The sequence below is a fragment of the Mucilaginibacter kameinonensis genome (assembly GCF_003675385.1).
GTDB lineage: Bacteria > Bacteroidota > Bacteroidia > Sphingobacteriales > Sphingobacteriaceae > Mucilaginibacter > Mucilaginibacter kameinonensis.
Genome location: NZ_RCWZ01000003.1, coordinates 1155475 through 1176570 on the forward strand (window position 1 = coordinate 1155475; position 21096 = coordinate 1176570).

Below are 21096 nucleotides of genomic sequence, written 5' to 3' on the forward strand. Positions count from 1 at the left end.
ACAAAATAATAATTTCGCAATAATAGTATTATAAAACTATTATTTACCAGACATTTTACTTATCTTTAGTCCGCTCCAAAGCTGAAACGTAAGCTGAAATTTTTAACGGCGCGGGGGTAACGACTTACAGATTGGGGAGTTTATTAGATTATTTATATTTAAACATATTTTTAGCCATTTAACCTTAATAATAAATGAGCAAAACACTAAAACTGCTTTCGCGCATCAACCTGAAAACCATTGTTTTTAATTTCAAATACTTCCCGTTTAAAACAGCGATAAAACTGCCTGTTTTAATTTCAAACAACATTTACCTTCACGAAACCAAAGGAAAGATTACCATAAATGGCCCCATCAAAACAGCGTTGATACAAATTGGTTATGGCAAAGTGGGCATCTCTGATTTTAAAAGGGCCCGGGGTGTTTGGCAGGTGTTTGGCGAAGTTGTTTTTAACGGGCGCGCCTTTATTATGCACGGCTGCAAAATAAACGTTGGCGAAAATGGTCAGCTCATTTTTGGCGAGAACTTTAACATGAGTACCGAATGTGCCCTGGTTGCTGAAAAGAAAATCACTATTGGCAACAACAGCGGTATAAGCTGGGAAAGCCTGGTGATGGACACGGATTTTCATCATATTTTTGATGAAAATGGCCAGGTTTTTAATCACCCCAAGGAGGTTGTTATTGGCGACAATGTTTGGGTAGGCTGCCGTTGTACTATTTTAAAAGGGGCCAACCTGCCTAATGGAAGTATTATAGCGGCAGGATCATTAGTAACTAAAAAGCTGGTTGGCGAGAAAAGTATTTTTGGAGGCAACCCGATGCGTGTGCTTAAAGAAAATATAACCTGGAAATATTAAACCTCAGATAATTGGCAAAATGGCGTTGCCCAAATCGTAATTAAGATTCTTGTTTCGGTTAGCTATAACTTTGGCCGGTACACCACCAACTACGGTATAGGGTGCAACATCGCGGGTAACAACCGCGCCGGCGGCAACTACAGCTCCTTCGCCAATGGTAACGCCGGGTAAAATTATTGCCCGCGAGCAGATCCAGGCATAATTACCAATAGAAACAGGTGCGCCGGTTTGACCAAAGCCGCTATCATTATAATCGTGATGTAAGGTCCAGATCATCACCTCATTACTTAAGTTAACATTATCACCTATAGTTAAACCGCAGCGGGCATCAAGTAGCACACCATGACCAATAACCGAACTATTTCCAATAGTTAAAAAACGCGGCCTCCTTACTTCCAACCCTCGATAAACACCAGTACGCTTACCAATTTTTGCATTCAATAAACGTAGACCGCCAATCCGCAGGGTGTGAAAAGGCAAATAACCAATAAAGCCACAAATGATATAAATAAGCGAACCCATTAATTTCTGAACAGGCGTTGCCACAGTAGCAACCGATACTTGATCTGTTGCTATTTTTAAAATATTTTGTTCAAACAAATTCATAACAATAAATTTTAATGATTAAGCCACATTTCCAACACTAATGACTCTGCGATTTTTTAAAACCTTACCTGGCACACCAGCTACCACTGAATCGTTAGCTACTGAACGGGTTACTACACTACCAGCAGCTATTACACAACCATCACCTATAGTTACTCCTGCCAAAATGATAACACCTGCCCCAATCCAGCAATCGTTTTTAATAACTACGCCATTACGTGAAACCCCCTGATCTTTGATATTAGTATTAAGATCTGAAAAATTATGATTCTCGGAAAACACTTGTACCCCCGGTCCTATGATAACATTGTCTCCTATTTCAATACCGCCCTGCCCGCCAAGATAGGCGCCGCTATTTATACCTGTATTATTTCCTATGGTTATGCCTTTTCCTTTTTGAGAAATTATGCCTGTACCTACCAAAGTGCAATTACGCGCTATAGATACGTTGTCTTTTACCATAATGCCGTCGTAAGACATGGCGTTTATAAATACATTATCTTCAATGATTAAATTCTTGCCCGCAGAAAAGAGATAGGCGTGCCTGATTTTTACATTTTTCCCTATAAACAACAGGCCTTCAACACGTTTCAAAAACAAACGGGTCCACCCTCCCCTTACTATCTGCCCCAATCGACCAGACAGTATGATACCCAGGTCTACGATTGTGTACTTGCTTTCCCATTTATAATCAGGGTTGCGTTTGAGCTTCCGAATAATTTTCTCTACTAACATACGCTTCAATAATTAAGGTTAATATTTCTTGTGATGCTTTATTCCATGAAAACTTGCGTGATTGGGTAATGCCGAGATTTACTTTTTCATCATATAAATCTTTGCTATTTAAAAATGAACCAATCGCCGCGGCGATTGCTCCCTCATCGTCGGGATCGGCATAAAGGGCAGCCTGCCCGCAAATCTCGGGCATAGCAGTGCGGTTTGAAACTACTACGGGCACCCCGCATTGCATGGCTTCCAACGGAGGCAAGCCAAAGCCCTCTGCATATGACGGAAAACAGAATATCCTTGCCCGTGCGTAAAGCAAATGCAAATCGGTTTCGGGTATATGACCAGTGAAAACTACATGATCCTCAAGTTGCCTCAGGGCTATATAGTCATCAAGTTCGGGGTAATTACCACGTTCTCCGGCTATAATTAATTTAAGATCGCTCTTTGGCAAATGGGCTAATGCCCTTACCAAACCAATAAGATTTTTGCGGATATTTACCCTGCCAACATAAAGTAAATAGGCTTGAGGTAAATTGTATTTCTGCTCCAATGCAATAATATCATCTTCGCTATAGGTATGTAGTGGCTTAAAAGCTCCGTTAATGCCATGATAAACAACGTTGATACCCAGCGGCGCATCCAAGCCATGTTTATGCATGCGCTCTTTCTCGCAATTAGATATCGTGATGATTTGATCAACATTAGCAGCAAAGCGGACCATCTGCTTAAAATACCCCACCTCGGCTTTGGTGTAGTATTGCGGATAGTCGAGGAACAGCACATCGTGGATGTAAACTATCTTTAACGCCCGTGCCGGCCATGCACTGCCAAAATTTTGAAACAATACTACATCTATATCATACAACAATGTCATGAAAGGCAGCAGGAACAAGTTTGATAACAAGTTGGGGATACCAGGTAGAAAAATGAGCCTTACACGCTCCGGAAAATGCGCTTTAGCCTTTTTCTTGTTTTTACTTACCAGGAAAAGACATAATTCAACCCTGTCATCGCCTGCTTTAATAATTTCGTCTACCAGATTTTTAACCACCATGTGACCGCTCGGTGGCCCGTCAAAATACCACTTTGCGTCTATACCAACCCGTATCTTCAAATCCTGGTTACTCATATCACAAGGCAATTAAATTTTCGTTTTCAATTAAGTAACTGGCACTCTGCTCACGTAACCTGATTGCTTTTGAATAAGCCTCATCAAGTGTATCCAGCCTTTTATCCCACTTAAAGGCAGTTGCATAAGCAATTGTGGTAAGGGCGAGTCCCCTTAGCAGTTCGGGCTTCACAAGTAATCCATCCAAACATTCCGCTATACTTTTAACCATTACAGGATATTCATCAACCGGCACTTTAATACCACATTTATTACATATTACATCTCCCATGCCATGATGATCAATAGTAAGCGAAGGAACGCCACAGCTCATGGCTTCAAAAACCACGGCCGGGTTGTCCTCCGCTATGCTGGTAATAATATGCAGGTGCGAAGCTGCCATTATAGTCATGGCTTCGTTACGGCTCAAGTGGCCATGCCATGTAATTTTATCCTGTAAATTCAGCTTGGTTGCATACTGTTTTAGTTTGCCCGTGAGCGGCCCTGTGCCCAATACATGAAGCCGCCAGTTGTTGTTTTTTACAATCGCCAATGCATCAAGACATAGCTGCAGGTTTTTCCGTTCTATATGGGTACCGCTCCATACCAATTGCACAACATCACTGACAAACTTTGTTTCGTTCAATGACACCTTGCCGATGATACCCTGTTCTGACAGGTAATAACTATCACGACCGAACCTGCTCATGATAGTTTGCTGTCCGGTTTTGGTGGCAGAGATCAGCACATCAGCTTGTTTAAATGCTTCCTTTATCCGTGCCGAATAGCCAAGCTGTACCCGGTTAATGATATTCTTAAGCGAGAACTTGACACGGGTAGTCAAGGGTTTATTACGCATTAACCGTTTATCAATAACCATCATCCCTCCTATTGGCCCCCACACCATTGGCTTGCCCAGTTTATATAAAAGGCCGGGCTCGCGATACCCAATTGGGCCAAGCTGATGAACCACATCAATATCAACAGTTTCCAACAATTTTTGCGCTGCCTTATATGCTTCCTTCTGCCACAGATAATAGGCGAAGTAAAAGAACCAGCCCAGGCCTGCTTTATTAAGCAGGTTGATAGTTTTGGCGAAGAAACCTGGCTGTACCTCTATAAAATTCACGTTGGTAATTTTATTTTCAGACAGATACGAGCGTATGGTTTGGGTATCGCCCATATGATCGTCAGACATACCGTAGATCACCCAAAGTTTGTGCCTTGTGGAAAGGTTCATGACCGTATTCCAGGCGGCACCATATTCCGAACCCTTACTTGGCGATATAGCGTAGGCTGATATAAGTATCTTCTTATTCATATCCTTAAGCTTGTAATGTCATTTGTTTCCGGAATGGATCTTTGTAAAAAAAGCGCCAGCGTAACCGGTTCAGGTAATTAAACAGGTATGATAACAGGTAGTCGATGCCACGAAGATGCCTCTTCATTACCTTTAACTCTTCACGGTGCATTTTAACGGTATCGTTGCTAACACCATCGGTACGCATATAGGCTATTACCTTATCGATATATTTAATACTGTAACCCAATCTCTTGATCCGCAAAAACATATCAAAATCCATGGCTATGCGCAGGCCGATATCATAGTTCCCCACATGCCGGTACACGCTTCTGCGTACAAAACAGCTTGGATGCATAACGTACATACCGAAATTTAACCAGCCCACCTTACTCCTTTTATCACGCTCGGTACCGTTGTTCCCTATCAGCCTGATATTACCGCAGCAAACAAAATCACTCTTTGCTATATTGCTTATGATGTTCTCTACGGCATCTTCAGCATACCAGTCGTCGGCATTGATCATGCCTATCCACTCGCCCGAGGCCATGGAGATGCCTTTGTTAAAGCCATCTCCGATACCTTTATCGGGTTCGCTGATAAAGCGATCTATCCGGTTGCGATATTTTTCGATAATCTGTAATGTGCCATCGGTCGATCCACCGTCAACAATGATATATTCCAGGTTTTTATAGGTTTGATTAATAACGCTTTGTATAGTATCCTCAATGGTATTTACCGCGTTATATACAACCGTGATGATGGTTACTTTTTGTGGCTTGTAAATTTGCTCCATATCCTGTTCCTCATTAAATATTTAAACCCGCCAATTGAAATTCTATAGCTTGCTCCCTTATTTTCAATTTGTGCATCAATACGTGCACATTCATGTAGCTATAACCAAGCAATACCATAACCACGCTCATTTCCATGTTAAAAAAGGCTGTTACGATATAATTGGTGAGCAGTAAACTCAATACACAACCAATAATAAAGGCCGAAAAAATCCGGATAATCGGCTTACTCATCGCATCGGCATAGGTGCGCCATTTGGTTACGATAAGCCCGAAAAATATGCTCATGTAAACCAGTACACCTACAGCCCCGGTTTTAACCAGGATATAGAGCCATCCGTTATGCAAAACCGGGATATACTGCAGATCCGCATCTTCGCCAAGGTGTACAACTGTTTTTAAATCGATAAGCTTGCCAAGGCCACCAAATATCCAGTCGGGCAGCCCACCACTCAGGTAGCCCCTGAATGCCATAAATGACTCATAACCACGATAACGAAGATTAATGTCCTGCTCGGTATTGAAATTACCTACACTCACTTCATTAAATGAACCCATGATTTTGTTCAGGAAGGTACTATCAGAATTTAAGCTGATTGTAAAAAAGGGTACTACTATAACAAATACCCCCAGCAAAAATATAACAGGAAAAATCCATACCTTTTTTATCTTATCGGCAACAAGCAGCAGCACAAAACACAGGGTAATAATAAGATACGTACGTGAAGCAAACATATAAACACCAAAGGCATTAACACCTAAAAAGAGCCTGAACAAATTGCGCTGAAACAACTTGATATTAAACTTCCAGGTAAATAGCAAACAGGCCAATGCTATGGGAGGCGCAGGTGTGCCTACGATCCCAATAGCGTAATGCGCCGAATACGGATCCGTCAGCGCCCCGACGCCCATATATGATATTGATATGCCTGTTACAAGAAAAGAAACCAGCACGCCCGCTATAACTACCGTTTTCAGGAACAATTCAACCTCTATGCGCCTTGCCAGCATAATACCCGCAAGGGTAAATAATATGGGTATCGAGAAATAATAAAAATCCTTAAAGATGAGATAAGTGCTATTGCGATAACCTACAATTAACCCAAGTATGGCCGGAATAAGTAAAACAGCAAAAACCCCGGCCATTTTAATAGCCGCAAACTGATGCTTTACCGGTGGCAGGATAATAAGCACAGCCAAACCAAGTACAGGTGCCTGCATATGGAAGAACGATGCCAGTACCATCACCAAAAACAAAAGGGCATAAACTGCTTGATTTACCTGCTGCATACTTCCAACTCCATTTTATAAGTATCACGTATATAAACCGCCGGATTTCCGGCCCAGATCTGCTCATCAGGTATGCTTTGAAAAACCACCGAACCCGCTCCTACTATCGAATTTCTTCCGATGGTTACCCCTTTAAGAATTGTGGTATGACCGCCAATAAAAGCCCCGTCTTTAATGATCACCGGCTTGGTGCGTAAACCGTCTAAACGCTCGGGGATATCATTACGGGCTTCGGCGTACAGCGAGTGGAAATCGGTATCATAGATCACGGTATTGATACCAATTTTTACATGGTTGCCGATCTTGATCTTATCGTGGCAGATGAAGGCTACCGAGGTGCAGCCTACATAATCGCCAATGGTTAGTTCGCCGCCGGCGGCTACCACAAAATAACATTGCTGCTGACGTCCACCCATGGCATGGTATTTACCGCTGTTAAACCAGAACTTTTTTCCGATGGAGAATTTCCCCTTCATGTTAATATCAAGAATAGGAATGCCGTACCCGGTAAAATCACTGTTGAAACTTACCCCGTTCAACCAGAATTTGAACGTTGTAACCACATGCGAATAATTTTTGGCCGATTTGAAGTAAACTACCCTTAAAGCCCTGTAAAATTTCCTGATGATATAGCCTGGTGTCATCTTACTGTTCTCCTTACCTGTTAAAAATTCCCGTTGCCGTTCGGTTAATGATCCTGTTGGTTTGGGTTGAGAAAACTATTCCCATCACCACAAAAATGATAGCGTTTGCAAGCGGGATGCCTGCCACGCCTATAAGCTTCCCTAATAAAACAGAAAGCGGAATATTCACCAGCGATGTTGCCACACCCAAATACAACTGCAGCCTAATCTTACCTATGCCGTTCAGAAACTGCACATGGATAGCCTGCCATATAAGCGTTATAATATAAATGCACATGGCTATTGAAAGGCTCAGCGGCATGGAAACGCTTTTACCAACCCACACATCATACAGCCAGGGCGACAGCGCCGTGAGCACTATTGTGCATAAACTGAGGCCCAGCCAAAGCTTATTAATTTTGGCGAGGGCATTTTTGATCCACTCATACTCGTTTTTAGTATAAGCTTCGGTAAAGGCGCTCCAGAAAGGCGTTATCACCACCACAAAAAACATCAGCACAACCGAAAATAATTTGTAGGCGATATTGAACGTGGTAACCTCCTTAGGGCCAAACAACTGGGTAATAACAATATTATCCGACTCATACATAACCAGCGCACAGATCTGGATAATAAAAAATGTGCTGCCAACGCCAAGCATTTGTTTAGCGCTTTTAAAATTTACTACGGAGATGGCGGGTGCCAGTGACCTGTAATCGCCTTTAAACATTAGCATACTTCCCCCAAGCATTACTAACAAAGGCACACCCGCCATCACCATCACCAGCCAGGTTAACGAACCTGGCATCAATTTCATCAATATTAATATGGCCAGCAGCGAAAGTACCTGCCCTACAAGGTTCAGTTGTGCTGTTTTTGCCGGCTCCTGGTTAGCCGCAAGCACGGTATTAATCAACTGCACCACAAACTGAAAGCAAAAAAAGCCGAAGATGATCAACACCACCTGGTTCAGGTAACCGCTGCCATCATCAGGAACATTTAAAATGCTTGTCCACTTAATAAAAGGATTAATAAAGTAGAAAACCGCGAACATCAGTATCCCGATAACGCCCATAATGGCGTATGTAGAGCTGATATAAACACGTCCCTTTTCGGGCTCATTAAGGGCTATGGCCTGGGCCAGTTTGTTTTTTAGGCCGTTACCCAAACCCATATCAAACAAAGCTGCCCAGGTTATGAGCGAGCTTAACGTAAGCCATATACCATATTGGGTTGGATTTACATACCTGATGGTAAGCGGGATCATGACCAGCGTTATAACCACGCTACCACCCTTCAGTATGATGGAACGGAAAATATTTTTCCGCGCCCTTACCGAGCGTTCATGACCTTTATTAAAAAACCTGTTAATACCAACTGTTAATACCTGCAACATAAAATGGGTTTAGGGGGATTCAAGGCAGATTAAAAAGCTTACTCTACCAAACGTTCATTTTAATTTTCTTCAACCAGTCTGCAACTTTGCTGCTGTTAGTGTCTTCATAGGGCGATCCGTAGCCATAACTGCCATAGCCGTGTCCGTACCCTGTAATGGTATTGGTACGCATTTCAATATCATTAACTATGAGGTACATGTGTTTGGCTTTTTTGGTGCGATGCAGATCATTTACAATACCCAGTTGTGTTTTGAGGGTATAGTTTTGACGCACTACGTAAAAGGTAACATCAACAAACTCCTCAATGATCAGTGCGTCGGATACCAGTCCTACCGGGGCGGTATCAATAATCACGTAATCAAACTTTTTCTTAAGATCTTCAATGAGGGTTTTAAGCCTGCCATCCATCAGCAGCTCGGCCGGATTAGGCGGTACAGGGCCCGATGATATATAAAAGAAATTGGGATTAGTTTCAAAGGGCTTAACCAGGCAGTCAACACAACCTTCGGGCGATATGACATAGTTTGTAAAGCCATAGTCATCCTTCATTCCTATATTTTTAAGCAGCTTAGGCTTACGCAGGTCAAGCTCAAGTAACACAACCTTTTTACCTGTAAGCGCTATGGAATTACCAAGATTAAGCGAGATGAAGGATTTGCCCTCGCCGCTCATACTTGAAGTAAACATGATCACGTTTGAACCTTTTTTATTATCGGTAACATACTTTAAACTGGTTCGGAGCGCCCTGATCTCCTCGGCTACAGCCGAACGGGAATCATTATAAACCAGCGATTTTGAACGTTTATCGCCCCGGCTTATCTCACCAAACAAAGGCACGCTGGTATGTTTATTGATATCGGCCTTGGTATTGATGCGTGTGTTGAGCAATTCTTTAATACTAAGTCCGGCTGCAGGGATACAAATGCCTGCAATTGCACCAATAAGGTAAAGCAATGATTTTTTTGGAGCGAAGGGTTTCTCGTCCGCATCGGCATCATCCAAAATACGGCAGCTTGAAAGCGTGGCGGTTTGCGAAATAGCGGTTTCCTCACGCTTTTGTAGGAGGAACAGGTACAAATCCTGCTTAAGGCTTTGCTCGCGGGCATAATCCAGGTAGATCCGTTCTTTTACCGGCGCGTTTGTAATTTTGTTCTCGATAGTAGCATTCTGCTTTTTGAATGCCGATTGCGATACATGAAGGCTATTGCGATAATTGCTCAAACTGGTTACCAGGGCCTGGCGGGCCAGCTCAATTTGCTGATCGAGATTTTTAATGATCACGCTGTTATCGGTAAGCGTAAGGCGTAATTGCTCTTTGCGCAGCAGCATTTCGTTATAGCCGTTTATCGCGGTACCAAAGGCCATATCTTTAGTAATTAAAGAGCTTGGCACCACCTGGGGGTTGGCTTCATCACTTACATATTTATAAAGATCATTAGCTATGGCAAGCTGCACTTCATTGTCGTTCAGTTTACTTTGATAGGCGTTGGCACCTTCAATCAGGGCTTTCGACTGTGCGTTAATATCCGAAATGCCATTTTTAACTTTATACTGTTCCAGGTTCTTTTCAACCTTACCCAGTTCGGCACCAACAACTACCAGGCGTTTATCAATAAACTTCATGGTACTGTCGGCAATGCGAATTTTGTTGGCCAGGTTATTTTGTAAATAAACATCCATCAGCTTCTGAAGGATCACCCGCCCACGCTCGGGGTTACTGTAACTCAGATTAAGGTCAATAACGGTAGCCTGCTTATCATCAAGGCCCACGCCCAGGTTTTCATCCAGCTCTTTTTCAACCTGTTTGGGGGTTTGGACGCCTATCTTGTACTCGCCTTCGGGCTTAAAGTATTGCGTTTTGTGAAGAGTAAGGTTATACTGGTGCAGGCTTACCGGCTTATCAAAACTACCGGTAACACTTTCGGCGCTTTTATCATTTACCAACCTGAAAGTATTGCTGTTCAGTACCTCTAAAGTATAATTGGCCAGCGCCAGCTTATCAGTTTTGTAACCGATGTTGATTTTGAAAGGGGCTTCATCAAACAGCTCGGCTTTGCGAAAGCCGTTGTTATCATAGATATGGATATTAAGATCGAGCAGGTAAACCACCCTTTTAATCAGGCTTCGCGATTTAAGCACCTTAACCTCGTTATCGGCATTGCTCTTGATATCAAACAAGGATGCCAGATCGGAATTTACACCATTGGTAAGCGCTTTGGTGGGTGAGTTTTTTTCATCCTCAACAATAATTTTGCTGGAGATGTTCCATTTACTGGGTTCGTATTGGATATATACAAAGGTGGCTATAACACACACCACTATACCAATACAGAAAAGGTACCAGTAATTAAGGCAAATGGCAACAAGGCTTCGAATATCGCCGGGGGCTTCCTCCTTTTTGTAAACGAAATCGAGCTTGTCAGCTAAAAGGTCCAATTTATCCATATCAACATTTATTAAAATGCCAATAATCACGATAAAGCTATCAGTTCCATAAGTAGAAATAATAAGCAGCTATAATGATCAGGGCAACGATTTGACTACGCTATTATTTTACCCGAAAGTTAAGGCAGAAAAGCCGTTTGCAAGCACATATGAACGGTTATGAACAAAGTGAACGCCTATTACATAATGAACGAAATGAACGATCAAGAAGAGAGAATAGAGGTTGGAGATTAGAGGTTAGCCTGTTTACCACATCATATGAAACCTTATATGATACTTATTAAGATACTTTATAAAGATAAAATATTACCTAAATCTTAACAATAGGTTACTTTTCAACTACCGGGATTAAATACCGGAAAATGGTATTTGATACGCTTGCTTTATACGATTGATTAATTTCGCTAATGCTTGCCCCGCCACTTCTCAATATCTAACTTTGTAATATGCCAGTTACCCAAAATATAAAGGTTGCCGTTGATGCTGTAGTATTTGGATATACCTCAAAAGAAGGGTTATCCGTATTGCTCATAAAACGGAACATAGAACCTTTTAAAAACAGCTGGGCATTACCCGGCGGTTTGGTGGGTGACCATGAATCGTTAGAGGAAGCCATTCAGCGCGAACTAAGGGAGGAAACCGGCGTAAATATCACCTACCTGGAACAGTTGTACAGCTTCGGCCAGCCAGAGCGTGATCCGCGGAACAGGGTGATCTCCATAACTTACTACGGTTTGGTACGGCCCGACGCCTTTGTTGTTAAAGCCGCTACCGATGCCAGCGATGTAAACTGGTTCAATATCAAAAAGCTTCCCGCCCTGGCGTTTGATCATACTACTATTATAAGTGTGGCGCGAGAACGCCTTAAAAGTAAAATGCTTTATCAACCGGTAGGCTTCGAGTTGCTTGAAGAGAAATTCCCTTTCTCCGAGCTCGAAAAGCTCTATCTCGCCGTGCTCGACCGCCCTATCGACCGCCGGAACTTTAAAAAGAAGATCACCAAATACGGCTTCCTTGAAGAAACCACCGAAAAACAAGCCCTCGAAGGTGCCGGTCGCCCGGGTAATCTTTTCCGTTTTAACGAGGAAAAGTATTATCAGCTACAAAAAGAGGGGATTAGTTTTGAGATATAACTGGTTCTAAATCTACCTTCTGCCGTCATCCCGAATTTATTTCGGGATCCCACACGCTAAGTGGACGCTACGCAAGCCGCCCTGCTTGTGGGTGTTGAAACAAGTTACCCATACCCAACATTCGTCATCCCGAATTTATTTCGGAATCCCACCTGCCAAATCTCCGCTATGCTTGCGCCTCTCCTTATGGGGTGCTGAAACAAGTTCAGCATGACGGTTAGTTTGCCAACATCATAAAAATCGCTTAAAAAAATTAAAAAAATAATTTGCGTATTAAAAACACATATTTATATTTGTGTGTAATTAACGCAAAATAGAAATGAAGACAGGAGTAATTATAGCACGCTGTCAAACGCCGTACCTGCATGAGGGTCATAGGCAACTGATAGCACAGGTTAAGCAAAATCATGCCAAACTGATTATACTGCTGGGCGTTAGCCCCATAAAAGGCAGTCGCAAAAACCCTTATGACTACTACACGCGTGAAAAAATGATAAAAAAGGATTATCCTGAAATTGTGGTATTGCCCATCAGCGATAACCCGAGCGATAAAATATGGTCGGATAATCTGGACAACCTGCTGAAAAGTGTTTTCAATGCAGAGCAGTTTTGTTTGTACGGCAGTCGCGATAGTTTCATCCCCTACTACAGCGGCAAATTTGAAACCATCGAACTCCCCGAGCATGGCGATTACAACGCTACCGAGCTTCGCAAACAATACGCCGATAAGGTTTTTGATTCAAACGATTTTCGCGCTGGCATCCTGTACGCTTACTACAATCAATATCCCAAGGTATACCCTACGGTTGATGTAGCCCTGTTCAGGAATAACCGCAGCGAGATTTTGCTTGGCAAAAAAGCCATCAACAATAAATGGCGCTTTGTAGGCGGTTTTACCGACCCGGAAGATACCTGCTACGAAGATGCCGCCGAACGGGAGCTTGCCGAAGAATGCGGTGAAATGCAAACCACCGCTATGCAGTACGAAACATCGGCCAAAATAAATGACTGGCGCTACCGCAGCGAAGCCGACAAGATCATTACCCTGCTGTTTAGTTGTGATTTTATTGGCGGTGAGCCAAAGGCCCAGGATGATATTGCCGACCTGGCCTGGTTTAAGCTTACCGATCTGCCTTTAATGATAAAAGACGGCTCCATTAGCGAAGAACACATTGAATTGTTTAATTTCATCACCGGCAAATACCTTAAAAACTAAAGCCATGAAAAAAGAGAATTTGATTCTTTTAGCCGACGCATATAAATACGCCCACCATAAGTTTTACTACCCCGGCACCACCAATATTTACAGTTACCTGGAAAGCCGCGGCGGAATGTTCAACGAAACCGTTTTTTTCGGTCTGCAATATTTTTTGAAGGAATACCTGCAGGGACCAGCCTTTAACCAGGTTGATTTAGATGAGGCCGACGAATTTATGAAACAGGTATTCGGTCGCGATGATGTATTTGATTGCAGCAAGTTTCAGTACATATTAGATAAATATAACGGCCAACTGCCGGTACGCATTAAAGCCGTAGCCGAGGGCACCAGCGTACCCACCGGCAACGTGCTCATGATCATTGAAAATACCGACCCTGAATGTTACTGGCTCACCAACTTTTTAGAAACCCTGCTGATGCAGGTTTGGTACCCCTGTACCGTGGCCACACTGAGCCACGAGGTTAAAAAAGTAGTTACCCAATATTACGAGGAAACCGCCACACCCGAAGCCTTTGGCGGGATTGGTTTTGTGTTGAATGATTTTGGTTTCCGAGGAGTGAGCAGCGTGGAGAGCGCTAAACTGGGCGGAGCCGCCCACCTGCTTAGTTTTGCAGGCAGCGATAATCTGGCCGGCTCTGGCATGGCTATTAAATATTACCATGCAGATAAAGTACATGGCCTGAGCATTCCAGCTACCGAACACAGCATTTGCACCCTGCTCGGGCAAGAGGGCGAACTGGAAGTATTTAAACACGTGCTGCGCAGCTTCCCTACCGGTGTTATAGCCTGCGTGAGCGATAGTTTTAATATTTTCCGTGCCTGCAGTGAATATTGGGGCGAGGATTTGAAAGAAGAGATCCTGAAACGCGATGGTACACTGGTGATCCGCCCGGATAGCGGCGACCCGGTGATGACCCTGCTGGAGATTTTTAAGATCCTGTTTGATAAATTCGGTTTTACCACCAATGCTAAAGGTTATAAAGTATTACCGCCGCAGGTTAGGGTGATACAGGGCGACGGCGTTAATTATACCGAGATAAGCGTAATTTATAAAGCCCTTAAAGCAAACGGCATCAGTGCCGAAAACCTGGTACTGGGGATGGGCGGGGCCTTATTGCAAAAGGTAGACCGCGACACTCAAAAATTTGCCCTGAAATGCAGCAGTGCCGTGATAAATGGTAAAGAGGTAGCTGTAGAGAAAAGCCCTGCCGAAATGGATGCCAATGGTAACATTACAACCAGCTTTAAAAAGAGCAAAGGCGGCAGGCTGAAACTGGTAAAAACCGCAGAGGGCTATAAAACCATTCATGAGGGTGAACAACCCGAACTGGCGGACCAACTGCAAACCGTTTTCGAGAACGGTCATATTATTAAAGAATTTACTTTTGAGCAGGTGATTGATACCTTGCAGCACCAATAAACCAAGTAACCCGAAAAAAGCTTTAAGCATTTGGCTTTCAGCTTTTAGCTTTATGATACAATGAAAAAATTACTTTTTGCCATAACCGACTATGAATACCTTGCCGAAAAAGTGCTTGCCCTTGGCACCTGCGAACGCGGCGAAATTGAAGTAAGCCACTTTACCGATGGCGAGCGTTACCAGCGCATCCTATCAAACGTTGAAGGCCGTGAGGTGCTGCTGATAGGCGGCACCGTGAGTGACAGCGCCACGCTTGAATTGTACGACCTGGCTTCATCCCTGGTGAGCTATGGCGCCGATTCGCTTACGTTAGTGATCCCCTACTTTGGTTACAGCACTATGGAACGCGCCGTAAAACCCGGCGAAATTGTGACCGCCAAAACCCGCGCCCGCCTGCTCTCGGCTATCCCCAAATCAAACCGGGGCAATAAGGTTATGCTGTTCGACCTGCATAGCGAGGGCATCCAGTACTATTTTGAGCAGGACCTGTACCCTGTACACGTATACTGCAAGGATATTGTAATTGAAGCAGCCACCCGCTACGGCGGCGATAACTTTGTAATGGCCAGTACCGATGCAGGCCGCGCCAAATGGGTGGAATCATTGGCTAACGACATGGGCGTAAATGCCGCCTTCATCCTCAAACGCCGCCTCAAAGGCGACCATACCGAAGTAAGCGCCATCAACGCCGACGTAGCCGGAAAAACGGTTATTATTTATGACGATATGATCCGCTCGGGCGGCAGCATCGTAAACGCCGCCTTAACTTATAAAAATGCCGGTGCCGGGGATATTTATGTAATAACCACCCACGGACTGTTTGTAAACGATGGCATTGGCAAGTTAAAAGCTTGTGGGGCTATTAAAAAGCTGATTTGTACCGATACGCACGTGAATTGCCGCGACTTAGAAAATGATGATTTTGTGGAAGTGAGGACTGTGGCGGGGTTGATTTGTGGGTGAAGGGGTAGAAGTTGAATGATAGCTATAAAAAATGCTTTTGTCATAAAATATTTAATCATATTTTTAATAATTAAATTGCATTTACCTAAATCCCAATCATGAAAATAATAAGCACACTAACATTCAAACATACCCTTAAAGATATTCATAAAAACACCGAAAATCGCAAATTCTGCTTTGTTTTGGGGGCGGGGACGAGTCGAAAAAGTGGAATTCCAACAGGAGGTGAATTAGCAATACAATGGTTTTCAGAAATTAAAGATAGATTAAGCAGTGATGAGTTAGAAACTTGGGTTAAGGAGCAAAAAATCGACAAAAAAAATTTAGCAATATCCTATGGGAGCGTCTACAGAAAGCGCTTTGAGAATGATAAAACCTCCGGTTATGAATTCTTAGTCCAAGCAATGAAAAATGCAAAACCAAGCTTTTGACATATTGTGATAGCCCAAATTCTGAGTCGTACCCCAGGTCATTGCGTCCTTACGACCAATTTTGATAGTTTAGTAGAATCATCTGTATATCAATTTACTAATAAAAGCCCCCTGGTATGCGGGCATGAATCTTTAAGTGGCTACGCTCGCCCATCTCAAACTCACCCTCTTATTATAAAAATACATCGAGATCTTTTGCTATCACCCAAAAGTGATCCTGACGAAATAAATCAACTTGATGCAGGATGGAAAGAGCCTCTCGATCACATTTTCAGCACCCATATTCCAATTGTGGTTGGTTATGGTGGCAATGACGGTAGTTTAATGAGTTATTTTGAAAATATGAATAGGCCAAGTAACTTCTTTTGGTGCATAAGAAATGAAAGCGACATAATACCGAGGCTCAGCGACCTTATAGGAAGCCATGGGGGAAGTTTCGTTAAAATCAAAGGATTTGATGAGCTAATGCACGAACTGCTTTGGGTATTTGATGAAATAAAACCAGTTAATGATGAATTAAACGAAATAACGAATCAGCGAATTCAAATAGTAACAGAACAATTAAATCAATTAACATCTGTTAAAGTCACGGAACAACAGTTGGCAATAGATAAACCTAAAGAATTATCAGCCTTAGAATATGGTAATTTAGCTAACGCAGAACCTGATTTGGAAAAACGCAAAGAGATATATTTACAAGCATTAGAAAAGTATCCGACAACTGGTTGGCTATGGTGGAGATTTACTTATTTTCTCCATTTCGATAAAAACGATTATTCAGATCTTGAGAATTATTACATCAAGGCCCTTGAATTAAATAAAGATCAGGGATCTTTTATTGTAAATTATGCTATATTTCTACATAGGATAGCAAAAAAATTCACGGACGCTGAAAAAATGTTTTTAAAGGCGCTTGAACTTGCTCCATCCGATGTAAACGGCAATGCTGCGTATGCTGATTTCCTAAAAGATGTTAAAAATGACGTTGATTCGGCTGAAAAGTACCTTTTAAGATCTTTAGAAATCGATCCCACAAACTCGGCTAACAGTTGTAACTATGCTCAAATCTTATTAGAAAAAGGTAGAATGGAAGAAGCCGAAGCTTATTTAAAGAGGGCAATCATTTACGCAAACCAAAATGGTATTCTAATTGAAATATGGTATTACAGATATGCCCACTATTTGGATTTTTTATTAGAAGCAGAAAATAAAATTGAAGAGTTATTAAGTAAAGGTATTAGAAGTATTGATTGGAATTTTGATCAAAATATAGCTGTAGCTATAAAAAACAACCATCCTAACCCAGAAAAGTTAAAAGACTTCGCATATAAAATTACTCACCAATAAATTCCTCCGCTGGTACACGCGTGTCGCGTGTTCCTCTCAACCTTGCCTTGAACGCCCAATTGAGTGAAGCTATCTTGCTAAATATTATTTCAAAACAAAATGAGTAAAGTACCCGCGACACACGTGCACCAGCAATGGGAATTTTCGGTCGTTATATACCCATAAGCCAAGCCTTTTGAATATGAATAAAATGACAACACAAGATATATTAAAGGCATACAAGGTAGAAATGATAAATTACCTGGTTCCATCTGCAAATGGGAATCCTAATTATAATACGAAAGTTTTTTCAGGCGGCGGCGAAATGGAATCTTTTTTTGGGGTTTATTGTAAAACAGTTGCAGATTTAAATGAAATTATAATTCCGACACTTCAGCATTTTATAGACGGTAACAACCCTCCTATGAATGAAACTGATGCAAATATTGAGGGCATCGACAACTTTTTAATTGTCCAAGCAGATGGTGCCCATTTTTATGGCCTACCTAATTTTGAACACTTACAAACTGTCCCTTTAGACCATTTAAAAATCATTGCACAAGCTTGGAGAGATTTTTTACTTCAGCCTTTTTGAAGTTAAGAAATCATGTTAAAAGTCCAGATTAAAACAAAACTAAATAAAGAAATGGATCAATATCTACAACCCAATCAATCATACCTGCGCTTAGTTGACGATTACAAAAAGCACGGCACATTGATCGTAGCTTTTGATTTTGACAATACTGTTTACGATTTTCATGGTACCGGTAACAGTTATCGGTATATGACGGATCTGTTAAGAAGATGCAATAAAGCAGGCTTTTATCTGATCTGTTTCACGGCTAATAGCGACACCCTTGCTATTATTGATTATTTAAAGGCTAATGATATACCTTACAATGCGATTAATGAAAATCCACCGTTCTTTCAATGTGATAGTCCTAAAGTTTATTATAACATTTTGCTTGATGATCGTGCAGGATTGATACAGGCTTATACGGAACTTGATCTGCTGCTTAGATCTATAGAATGACATTTGTTACTCAAAAATGAAATATTTATCATCAGAACAACTAAAAACCAATTTATCATCAGGTAAGCCAATTGAACAATGGTTATCTTACCAAAAGCAGAGTGACTATACCATTTTAAAATGGTTGAGGATTGATAAAGAAAAAGACTCGACCTATAGTGTGAGTTATATGGAGTGCTTTGATGAAGGAGATGAAGACTTTTTAGATATCTACGAATTTGCACCGTTAGACCCTGACGAACCGTTCATCATCAATTCATTTAGCACTATAGATGAAGCCTTAATCTTTGCAATAGATAAATATGAGGCCTCAGAAAGCAGGTTTGTTCCGGCGGGGATGATACAAGATGAGTATAAAAATTATTTAAGGAAAAGGTAGTTAGTTTCCCTTCGATGGTGCACAGCGTTGGTGCACGCGTGCCGCGTGTCCCTCTCAAACTTGCCTTGACCTCAGTTAAATAAAGTTATCTTGCTAAATATTATTTCAAAACAAAATGAGTAAAGTACACGCGACACGCGTGCACCAGCAACGGAATATATGGGTCAATAAATTTCGTCCGGAACGTTGCGGCATAGAAAGGAATAAATGTTATGATTAAATTAGCCTTGTGACATTAGCATACTCCCAGAGGCAGAAAATCAAAAAGGATTGGCTATAAGGGAAGGTTATATTCTTAAACCCTTATCGAAAACTATGAAAAACGTAAATATAAACGAATACATATCTGTGAAAAATGCGGGAATAGTCTTGCTTAATAACTATATCCCCATGTTGTTTGAACGTATTGGCCTCACCAAAGAAAAGGCTTTTATTAATGATACAGCACGTACAGACGCTCCTCATTACCTGCAATTCTTAGTGACCGGCTTTGGAGAAACGGAGGATAATTTATTGGCAGTTAATAAAGTGTTATGTGGGATTCAGTTGTCGGAAACTTTATTACCAGGGATCAACATCAACGAAGGGCAACAACAACTAATTGAAAGCCTAATGCAAGCGATTATTGGCTACTGGCCGGAAATAGGAAACACGTCTATCGAGGGGTTCAGAGGAAACTGGCTGATACGAGAAGGTTTGCTTAGAGAATTTGAAGAACGATGGGAACTTACAGTTAAAAAACGCGCATACGACCTGCTAATTTCCTGCTCTCCGTTTTCCTTTTCGATAATCAAATACCCATGGATGCCAAAACCGCTTCACGTGAACTGGCCTTATTAACAGGTAGTATCGATAATATTTTATTACATTCATTTGGGAAGAGCGTTTTTGTCCAACTGGCACGAGTAGCAGCGTAGGTTTAAAGGCTAAAGCTGCTCCCAACCTCCCCACTTGTTCCGCGCGATTAGATGGCCATATTTAATACCCGTGCTATACGATCAGCTACATCCTCCGAATCCTCATTATAACACAAGTAAAGACTTTCGCTATCATATCCTTTTATACAAAACATATCGGTGAGCTCATTTCTCAGATGTTTTATACCATCTATACCCCTTTTTCCATGCTCAAACAGGTAGGTTAAATAATCATCTAATGAAAACGGAAAACGAGGGACAAAAAAATCACAGGCATAAAACAATTTCCAGCTATCAATAATCAAGTCCGGAATAGATGAATCAAACTTAATCGCAGCTATGCTTGCGAAACGCCTGCTGTCAAGCTGATCTACCAAATAGTATTGCCCATGGCTTTCAAAATGATTGATTACAGATTTTCTTAACCTTATTAATTCATTTTCTGCCGTAAGGTCCTCTTCCCTCATCAAAAAGAAAAACAGCGTATCCCCTTCAACAAACAAATTTGAGAAGATATCCTTGAGCTTAATTACGTCATCAGGACTATCATAAATATCAAAGCCACCCAGTGAAAGTTTTATATAACCGCCATTTAATTGTTCCTTTTTGTATCCCATATCAATTACCGGAGCCAAAGATAAGTGAGGTTTTGTACACCATTGACATTACTGCATTAAAGCCGCCGTTTCCTTCTGAAATTTGATATTAGCCTGCTTAGCCTGCGCTATGGCCACGTCCAGTTGCTTATATTCGGGTGTACCAAACCGGTACGTGCCGGGAACAGGACAAACGCCATTCGGACACATAGCCCAGTTTTGTTCGGTATGGGATTTTCCGTTATCGTAACGTATTATCATAAAGGCGTCCCTGAGCTCCGCTTTAAAGTTGGCATTAACTTTTTTGGGGGTGTTTTTTTTGGTGGTTTTAATCTTTGATATTTTCACCACAAATAATTGCTGCGAAATCAATACTTGCCGTACTTTCTCCGTAACAAGAATTGAATCTGCCGGTGGCTTGCCGCTCGTCAAGGCATAAACATCGCCACAATTGGACGATACAAAAAAGGCCGTTAGTAACAATAAACCGATTGTCAGGATAATCGTTTTTCGGGTAGGTTTCATTT

At 41.9% G+C, this 21096-nt stretch carries 22 protein-coding genes; 11 read left to right on the forward strand and 11 right to left on the reverse strand.

Annotated elements, in window-relative coordinates; genetic code table 11:
* Window positions 1-194: 194 nt before the first annotated feature.
* Window positions 195-860, forward strand: a complete 666-nt coding sequence (locus tag EAH55_RS18025; protein ID WP_114940403.1) for an acyltransferase — start codon at window positions 195-197, stop codon at window positions 858-860.
* A 3-nt stretch (window positions 861-863) separates the two neighbouring features.
* Here EAH55_RS18025 and EAH55_RS31460 read toward each other — a convergent pair whose 3' ends face one another.
* From EAH55_RS31460 to EAH55_RS18070, 9 genes are read right to left on the reverse strand one after another with little or no spacing between them, the layout of a single operon-like run.
* Window positions 864-1466: an acyltransferase gene (locus EAH55_RS31460; protein ID WP_162996930.1), complete on the reverse strand. Its 603-nt coding sequence runs from the start codon at window positions 1464-1466 to the stop codon at window positions 864-866.
* A gap of 18 nt (window positions 1467-1484) precedes the next feature.
* Window positions 1485-2201, reverse strand: a complete 717-nt coding sequence (locus EAH55_RS31175) for an acyltransferase (RefSeq protein WP_121810842.1) — start codon at window positions 2199-2201, stop codon at window positions 1485-1487.
* Complete coding sequence (locus EAH55_RS18040; protein ID WP_121810843.1) at window positions 2158-3324, reverse strand: glycosyltransferase family 4 protein; 1167 nt, start codon at window positions 3322-3324, stop codon at window positions 2158-2160. Before EAH55_RS18040 ends, EAH55_RS31175 begins: the two co-directional genes overlap by 44 nt.
* 1 nt (window position 3325) lies before the next feature.
* Window positions 3326-4624: a glycosyltransferase family 4 protein gene (locus tag EAH55_RS18045; protein WP_121810844.1), complete on the reverse strand. Its 1299-nt coding sequence runs from the start codon at window positions 4622-4624 to the stop codon at window positions 3326-3328.
* Window positions 4625-4628: 4 nt separating this feature from the next.
* Window positions 4629-5399, reverse strand: a complete 771-nt coding sequence (locus EAH55_RS18050) for a glycosyltransferase family 2 protein (RefSeq protein WP_114940406.1) — start codon at window positions 5397-5399, stop codon at window positions 4629-4631.
* A gap of 13 nt (window positions 5400-5412) precedes the next feature.
* Window positions 5413-6687, reverse strand: coding sequence for a hypothetical protein (locus EAH55_RS18055; RefSeq protein WP_121810845.1), 1275 nt, complete (start codon window positions 6685-6687; stop codon window positions 5413-5415).
* Window positions 6675-7331, reverse strand: coding sequence for an acyltransferase (locus EAH55_RS18060; protein ID WP_121810846.1), 657 nt, complete (start codon window positions 7329-7331; stop codon window positions 6675-6677). Before EAH55_RS18060 ends, EAH55_RS18055 begins: the two co-directional genes overlap by 13 nt.
* 13 nt (window positions 7332-7344) lie before the next feature.
* A complete protein-coding gene (locus EAH55_RS18065; protein ID WP_121810847.1) occupies window positions 7345-8706 on the reverse strand; it encodes a lipopolysaccharide biosynthesis protein in 1362 nt (453 codons plus the stop codon).
* Window positions 8707-8749: 43 nt separating this feature from the next.
* A complete protein-coding gene (locus EAH55_RS18070) occupies window positions 8750-11152 on the reverse strand; it encodes a GumC family protein (RefSeq protein WP_121810848.1) in 2403 nt (800 codons plus the stop codon).
* Between the two features lie 446 nt (window positions 11153-11598).
* On the opposite strand from EAH55_RS18070, the gene EAH55_RS18075 reads away from it, so the two are divergent.
* The 10 genes from EAH55_RS18075 to EAH55_RS18120 all read left to right on the forward strand — a co-directional run bounded on the left by EAH55_RS18075 (window position 11599) and on the right by EAH55_RS18120 (window position 19896).
* Window positions 11599-12285 carry an NUDIX hydrolase gene (locus EAH55_RS18075; RefSeq protein ID WP_112576019.1) on the forward strand — a complete coding sequence of 229 codons (687 nt, stop codon included), beginning with the start codon at window positions 11599-11601 and terminating at the stop codon, window positions 12283-12285.
* 319 nt (window positions 12286-12604) lie between these two features.
* On the forward strand, window positions 12605-13501 hold the full coding sequence (locus EAH55_RS18080) for an NUDIX domain-containing protein (RefSeq protein ID WP_121810849.1): 897 nt from the start codon (window positions 12605-12607) through the stop codon (window positions 13499-13501).
* Window positions 13502-13505: 4 nt separating this feature from the next.
* Window positions 13506-14924: a nicotinate phosphoribosyltransferase gene (locus EAH55_RS18085; RefSeq protein ID WP_121810937.1), complete on the forward strand. Its 1419-nt coding sequence runs from the start codon at window positions 13506-13508 to the stop codon at window positions 14922-14924.
* Between the two features lie 60 nt (window positions 14925-14984).
* A complete protein-coding gene (locus tag EAH55_RS18090) occupies window positions 14985-15887 on the forward strand; it encodes a ribose-phosphate diphosphokinase (RefSeq protein WP_121810850.1) in 903 nt (300 codons plus the stop codon).
* A gap of 98 nt (window positions 15888-15985) precedes the next feature.
* Window positions 15986-16318, forward strand: a complete 333-nt coding sequence (locus EAH55_RS18095) for a hypothetical protein (RefSeq protein ID WP_121810851.1) — start codon at window positions 15986-15988, stop codon at window positions 16316-16318.
* A 6-nt stretch (window positions 16319-16324) separates the two neighbouring features.
* A complete protein-coding gene (locus EAH55_RS18100; protein WP_162996931.1) occupies window positions 16325-17665 on the forward strand; it encodes a tetratricopeptide repeat protein in 1341 nt (446 codons plus the stop codon).
* Between the two features lie 181 nt (window positions 17666-17846).
* The gene (locus EAH55_RS18105; RefSeq protein WP_121810853.1) at window positions 17847-18239 is read left to right on the forward strand and encodes a hypothetical protein; all 393 of its coding nucleotides are present in this window, start codon (window positions 17847-17849) and stop codon (window positions 18237-18239) included.
* A 51-nt stretch (window positions 18240-18290) separates the two neighbouring features.
* A complete protein-coding gene (locus EAH55_RS18110; protein ID WP_162996932.1) occupies window positions 18291-18677 on the forward strand; it encodes a hypothetical protein in 387 nt (128 codons plus the stop codon).
* 16 nt (window positions 18678-18693) lie between these two features.
* Window positions 18694-19056, forward strand: coding sequence for a hypothetical protein (locus EAH55_RS18115; protein WP_121810855.1), 363 nt, complete (start codon window positions 18694-18696; stop codon window positions 19054-19056).
* A gap of 315 nt (window positions 19057-19371) precedes the next feature.
* Window positions 19372-19896: a contractile injection system tape measure protein gene (locus EAH55_RS18120; RefSeq protein WP_121810856.1), complete on the forward strand. Its 525-nt coding sequence runs from the start codon at window positions 19372-19374 to the stop codon at window positions 19894-19896.
* A 124-nt stretch (window positions 19897-20020) separates the two neighbouring features.
* Here the strand turns inward: EAH55_RS18120 and EAH55_RS18125 are convergent, their stop codons facing one another.
* Both EAH55_RS18125 and EAH55_RS18130 read right to left on the reverse strand, forming a co-directional pair.
* Window positions 20021-20590 (reverse strand): hypothetical protein, encoded by a 570-nt coding sequence (locus EAH55_RS18125; protein WP_121810857.1) that lies wholly within the window; start codon window positions 20588-20590, stop codon window positions 20021-20023.
* A gap of 48 nt (window positions 20591-20638) precedes the next feature.
* Entirely contained in the window at window positions 20639-21094 is a 456-nt protein-coding gene (locus EAH55_RS18130; protein WP_121810858.1) for a hypothetical protein, read from the reverse strand.
* Window positions 21095-21096 lie beyond the last annotated feature (2 nt).

What these genes read in the sequence shown, in the direction of transcription:
- EAH55_RS18025 (WP_114940403.1), top strand. Translation starts at nt 195, where the DNA reads ATGAGCAAAACACTAAAACTGCTTTCGCGCATCAACCTGAAAACCATT.
- EAH55_RS31460 (WP_162996930.1), bottom strand. Translation starts at nt 1,466, where the DNA reads ATGAATTTGTTTGAACAAAATATTTTAAAAATAGCAACAGATCAAGTA.
- EAH55_RS31175 (WP_121810842.1), bottom strand. Translation starts at nt 2,201, where the DNA reads ATGTTAGTAGAGAAAATTATTCGGAAGCTCAAACGCAACCCTGATTAT.
- EAH55_RS18040 (WP_121810843.1), bottom strand. Translation starts at nt 3,324, where the DNA reads ATGAGTAACCAGGATTTGAAGATACGGGTTGGTATAGACGCAAAGTGG.
- EAH55_RS18045 (WP_121810844.1), bottom strand. Translation starts at nt 4,624, where the DNA reads ATGAATAAGAAGATACTTATATCAGCCTACGCTATATCGCCAAGTAAG.
- EAH55_RS18050 (WP_114940406.1), bottom strand. Translation starts at nt 5,399, where the DNA reads ATGGAGCAAATTTACAAGCCACAAAAAGTAACCATCATCACGGTTGTA.
- EAH55_RS18055 (WP_121810845.1), bottom strand. Translation starts at nt 6,687, where the DNA reads ATGCAGCAGGTAAATCAAGCAGTTTATGCCCTTTTGTTTTTGGTGATG.
- EAH55_RS18060 (WP_121810846.1), bottom strand. Translation starts at nt 7,331, where the DNA reads ATGACACCAGGCTATATCATCAGGAAATTTTACAGGGCTTTAAGGGTA.
- EAH55_RS18065 (WP_121810847.1), bottom strand. Translation starts at nt 8,706, where the DNA reads ATGTTGCAGGTATTAACAGTTGGTATTAACAGGTTTTTTAATAAAGGT.
- EAH55_RS18070 (WP_121810848.1), bottom strand. Translation starts at nt 11,152, where the DNA reads ATGGATAAATTGGACCTTTTAGCTGACAAGCTCGATTTCGTTTACAAA.
- EAH55_RS18075 (WP_112576019.1), top strand. Translation starts at nt 11,599, where the DNA reads ATGCCAGTTACCCAAAATATAAAGGTTGCCGTTGATGCTGTAGTATTT.
- EAH55_RS18080 (WP_121810849.1), top strand. Translation starts at nt 12,605, where the DNA reads ATGAAGACAGGAGTAATTATAGCACGCTGTCAAACGCCGTACCTGCAT.
- EAH55_RS18085 (WP_121810937.1), top strand. Translation starts at nt 13,506, where the DNA reads ATGAAAAAAGAGAATTTGATTCTTTTAGCCGACGCATATAAATACGCC.
- EAH55_RS18090 (WP_121810850.1), top strand. Translation starts at nt 14,985, where the DNA reads ATGAAAAAATTACTTTTTGCCATAACCGACTATGAATACCTTGCCGAA.
- EAH55_RS18095 (WP_121810851.1), top strand. Translation starts at nt 15,986, where the DNA reads ATGAAAATAATAAGCACACTAACATTCAAACATACCCTTAAAGATATT.
- EAH55_RS18105 (WP_121810853.1), top strand. Translation starts at nt 17,847, where the DNA reads ATGAATAAAATGACAACACAAGATATATTAAAGGCATACAAGGTAGAA.
- EAH55_RS18110 (WP_162996932.1), top strand. Translation starts at nt 18,291, where the DNA reads ATGGATCAATATCTACAACCCAATCAATCATACCTGCGCTTAGTTGAC.
- EAH55_RS18115 (WP_121810855.1), top strand. Translation starts at nt 18,694, where the DNA reads ATGAAATATTTATCATCAGAACAACTAAAAACCAATTTATCATCAGGT.
- EAH55_RS18120 (WP_121810856.1), top strand. Translation starts at nt 19,372, where the DNA reads ATGAAAAACGTAAATATAAACGAATACATATCTGTGAAAAATGCGGGA.
- EAH55_RS18125 (WP_121810857.1), bottom strand. Translation starts at nt 20,590, where the DNA reads ATGGGATACAAAAAGGAACAATTAAATGGCGGTTATATAAAACTTTCA.
- EAH55_RS18130 (WP_121810858.1), bottom strand. Translation starts at nt 21,094, where the DNA reads ATGAAACCTACCCGAAAAACGATTATCCTGACAATCGGTTTATTGTTA.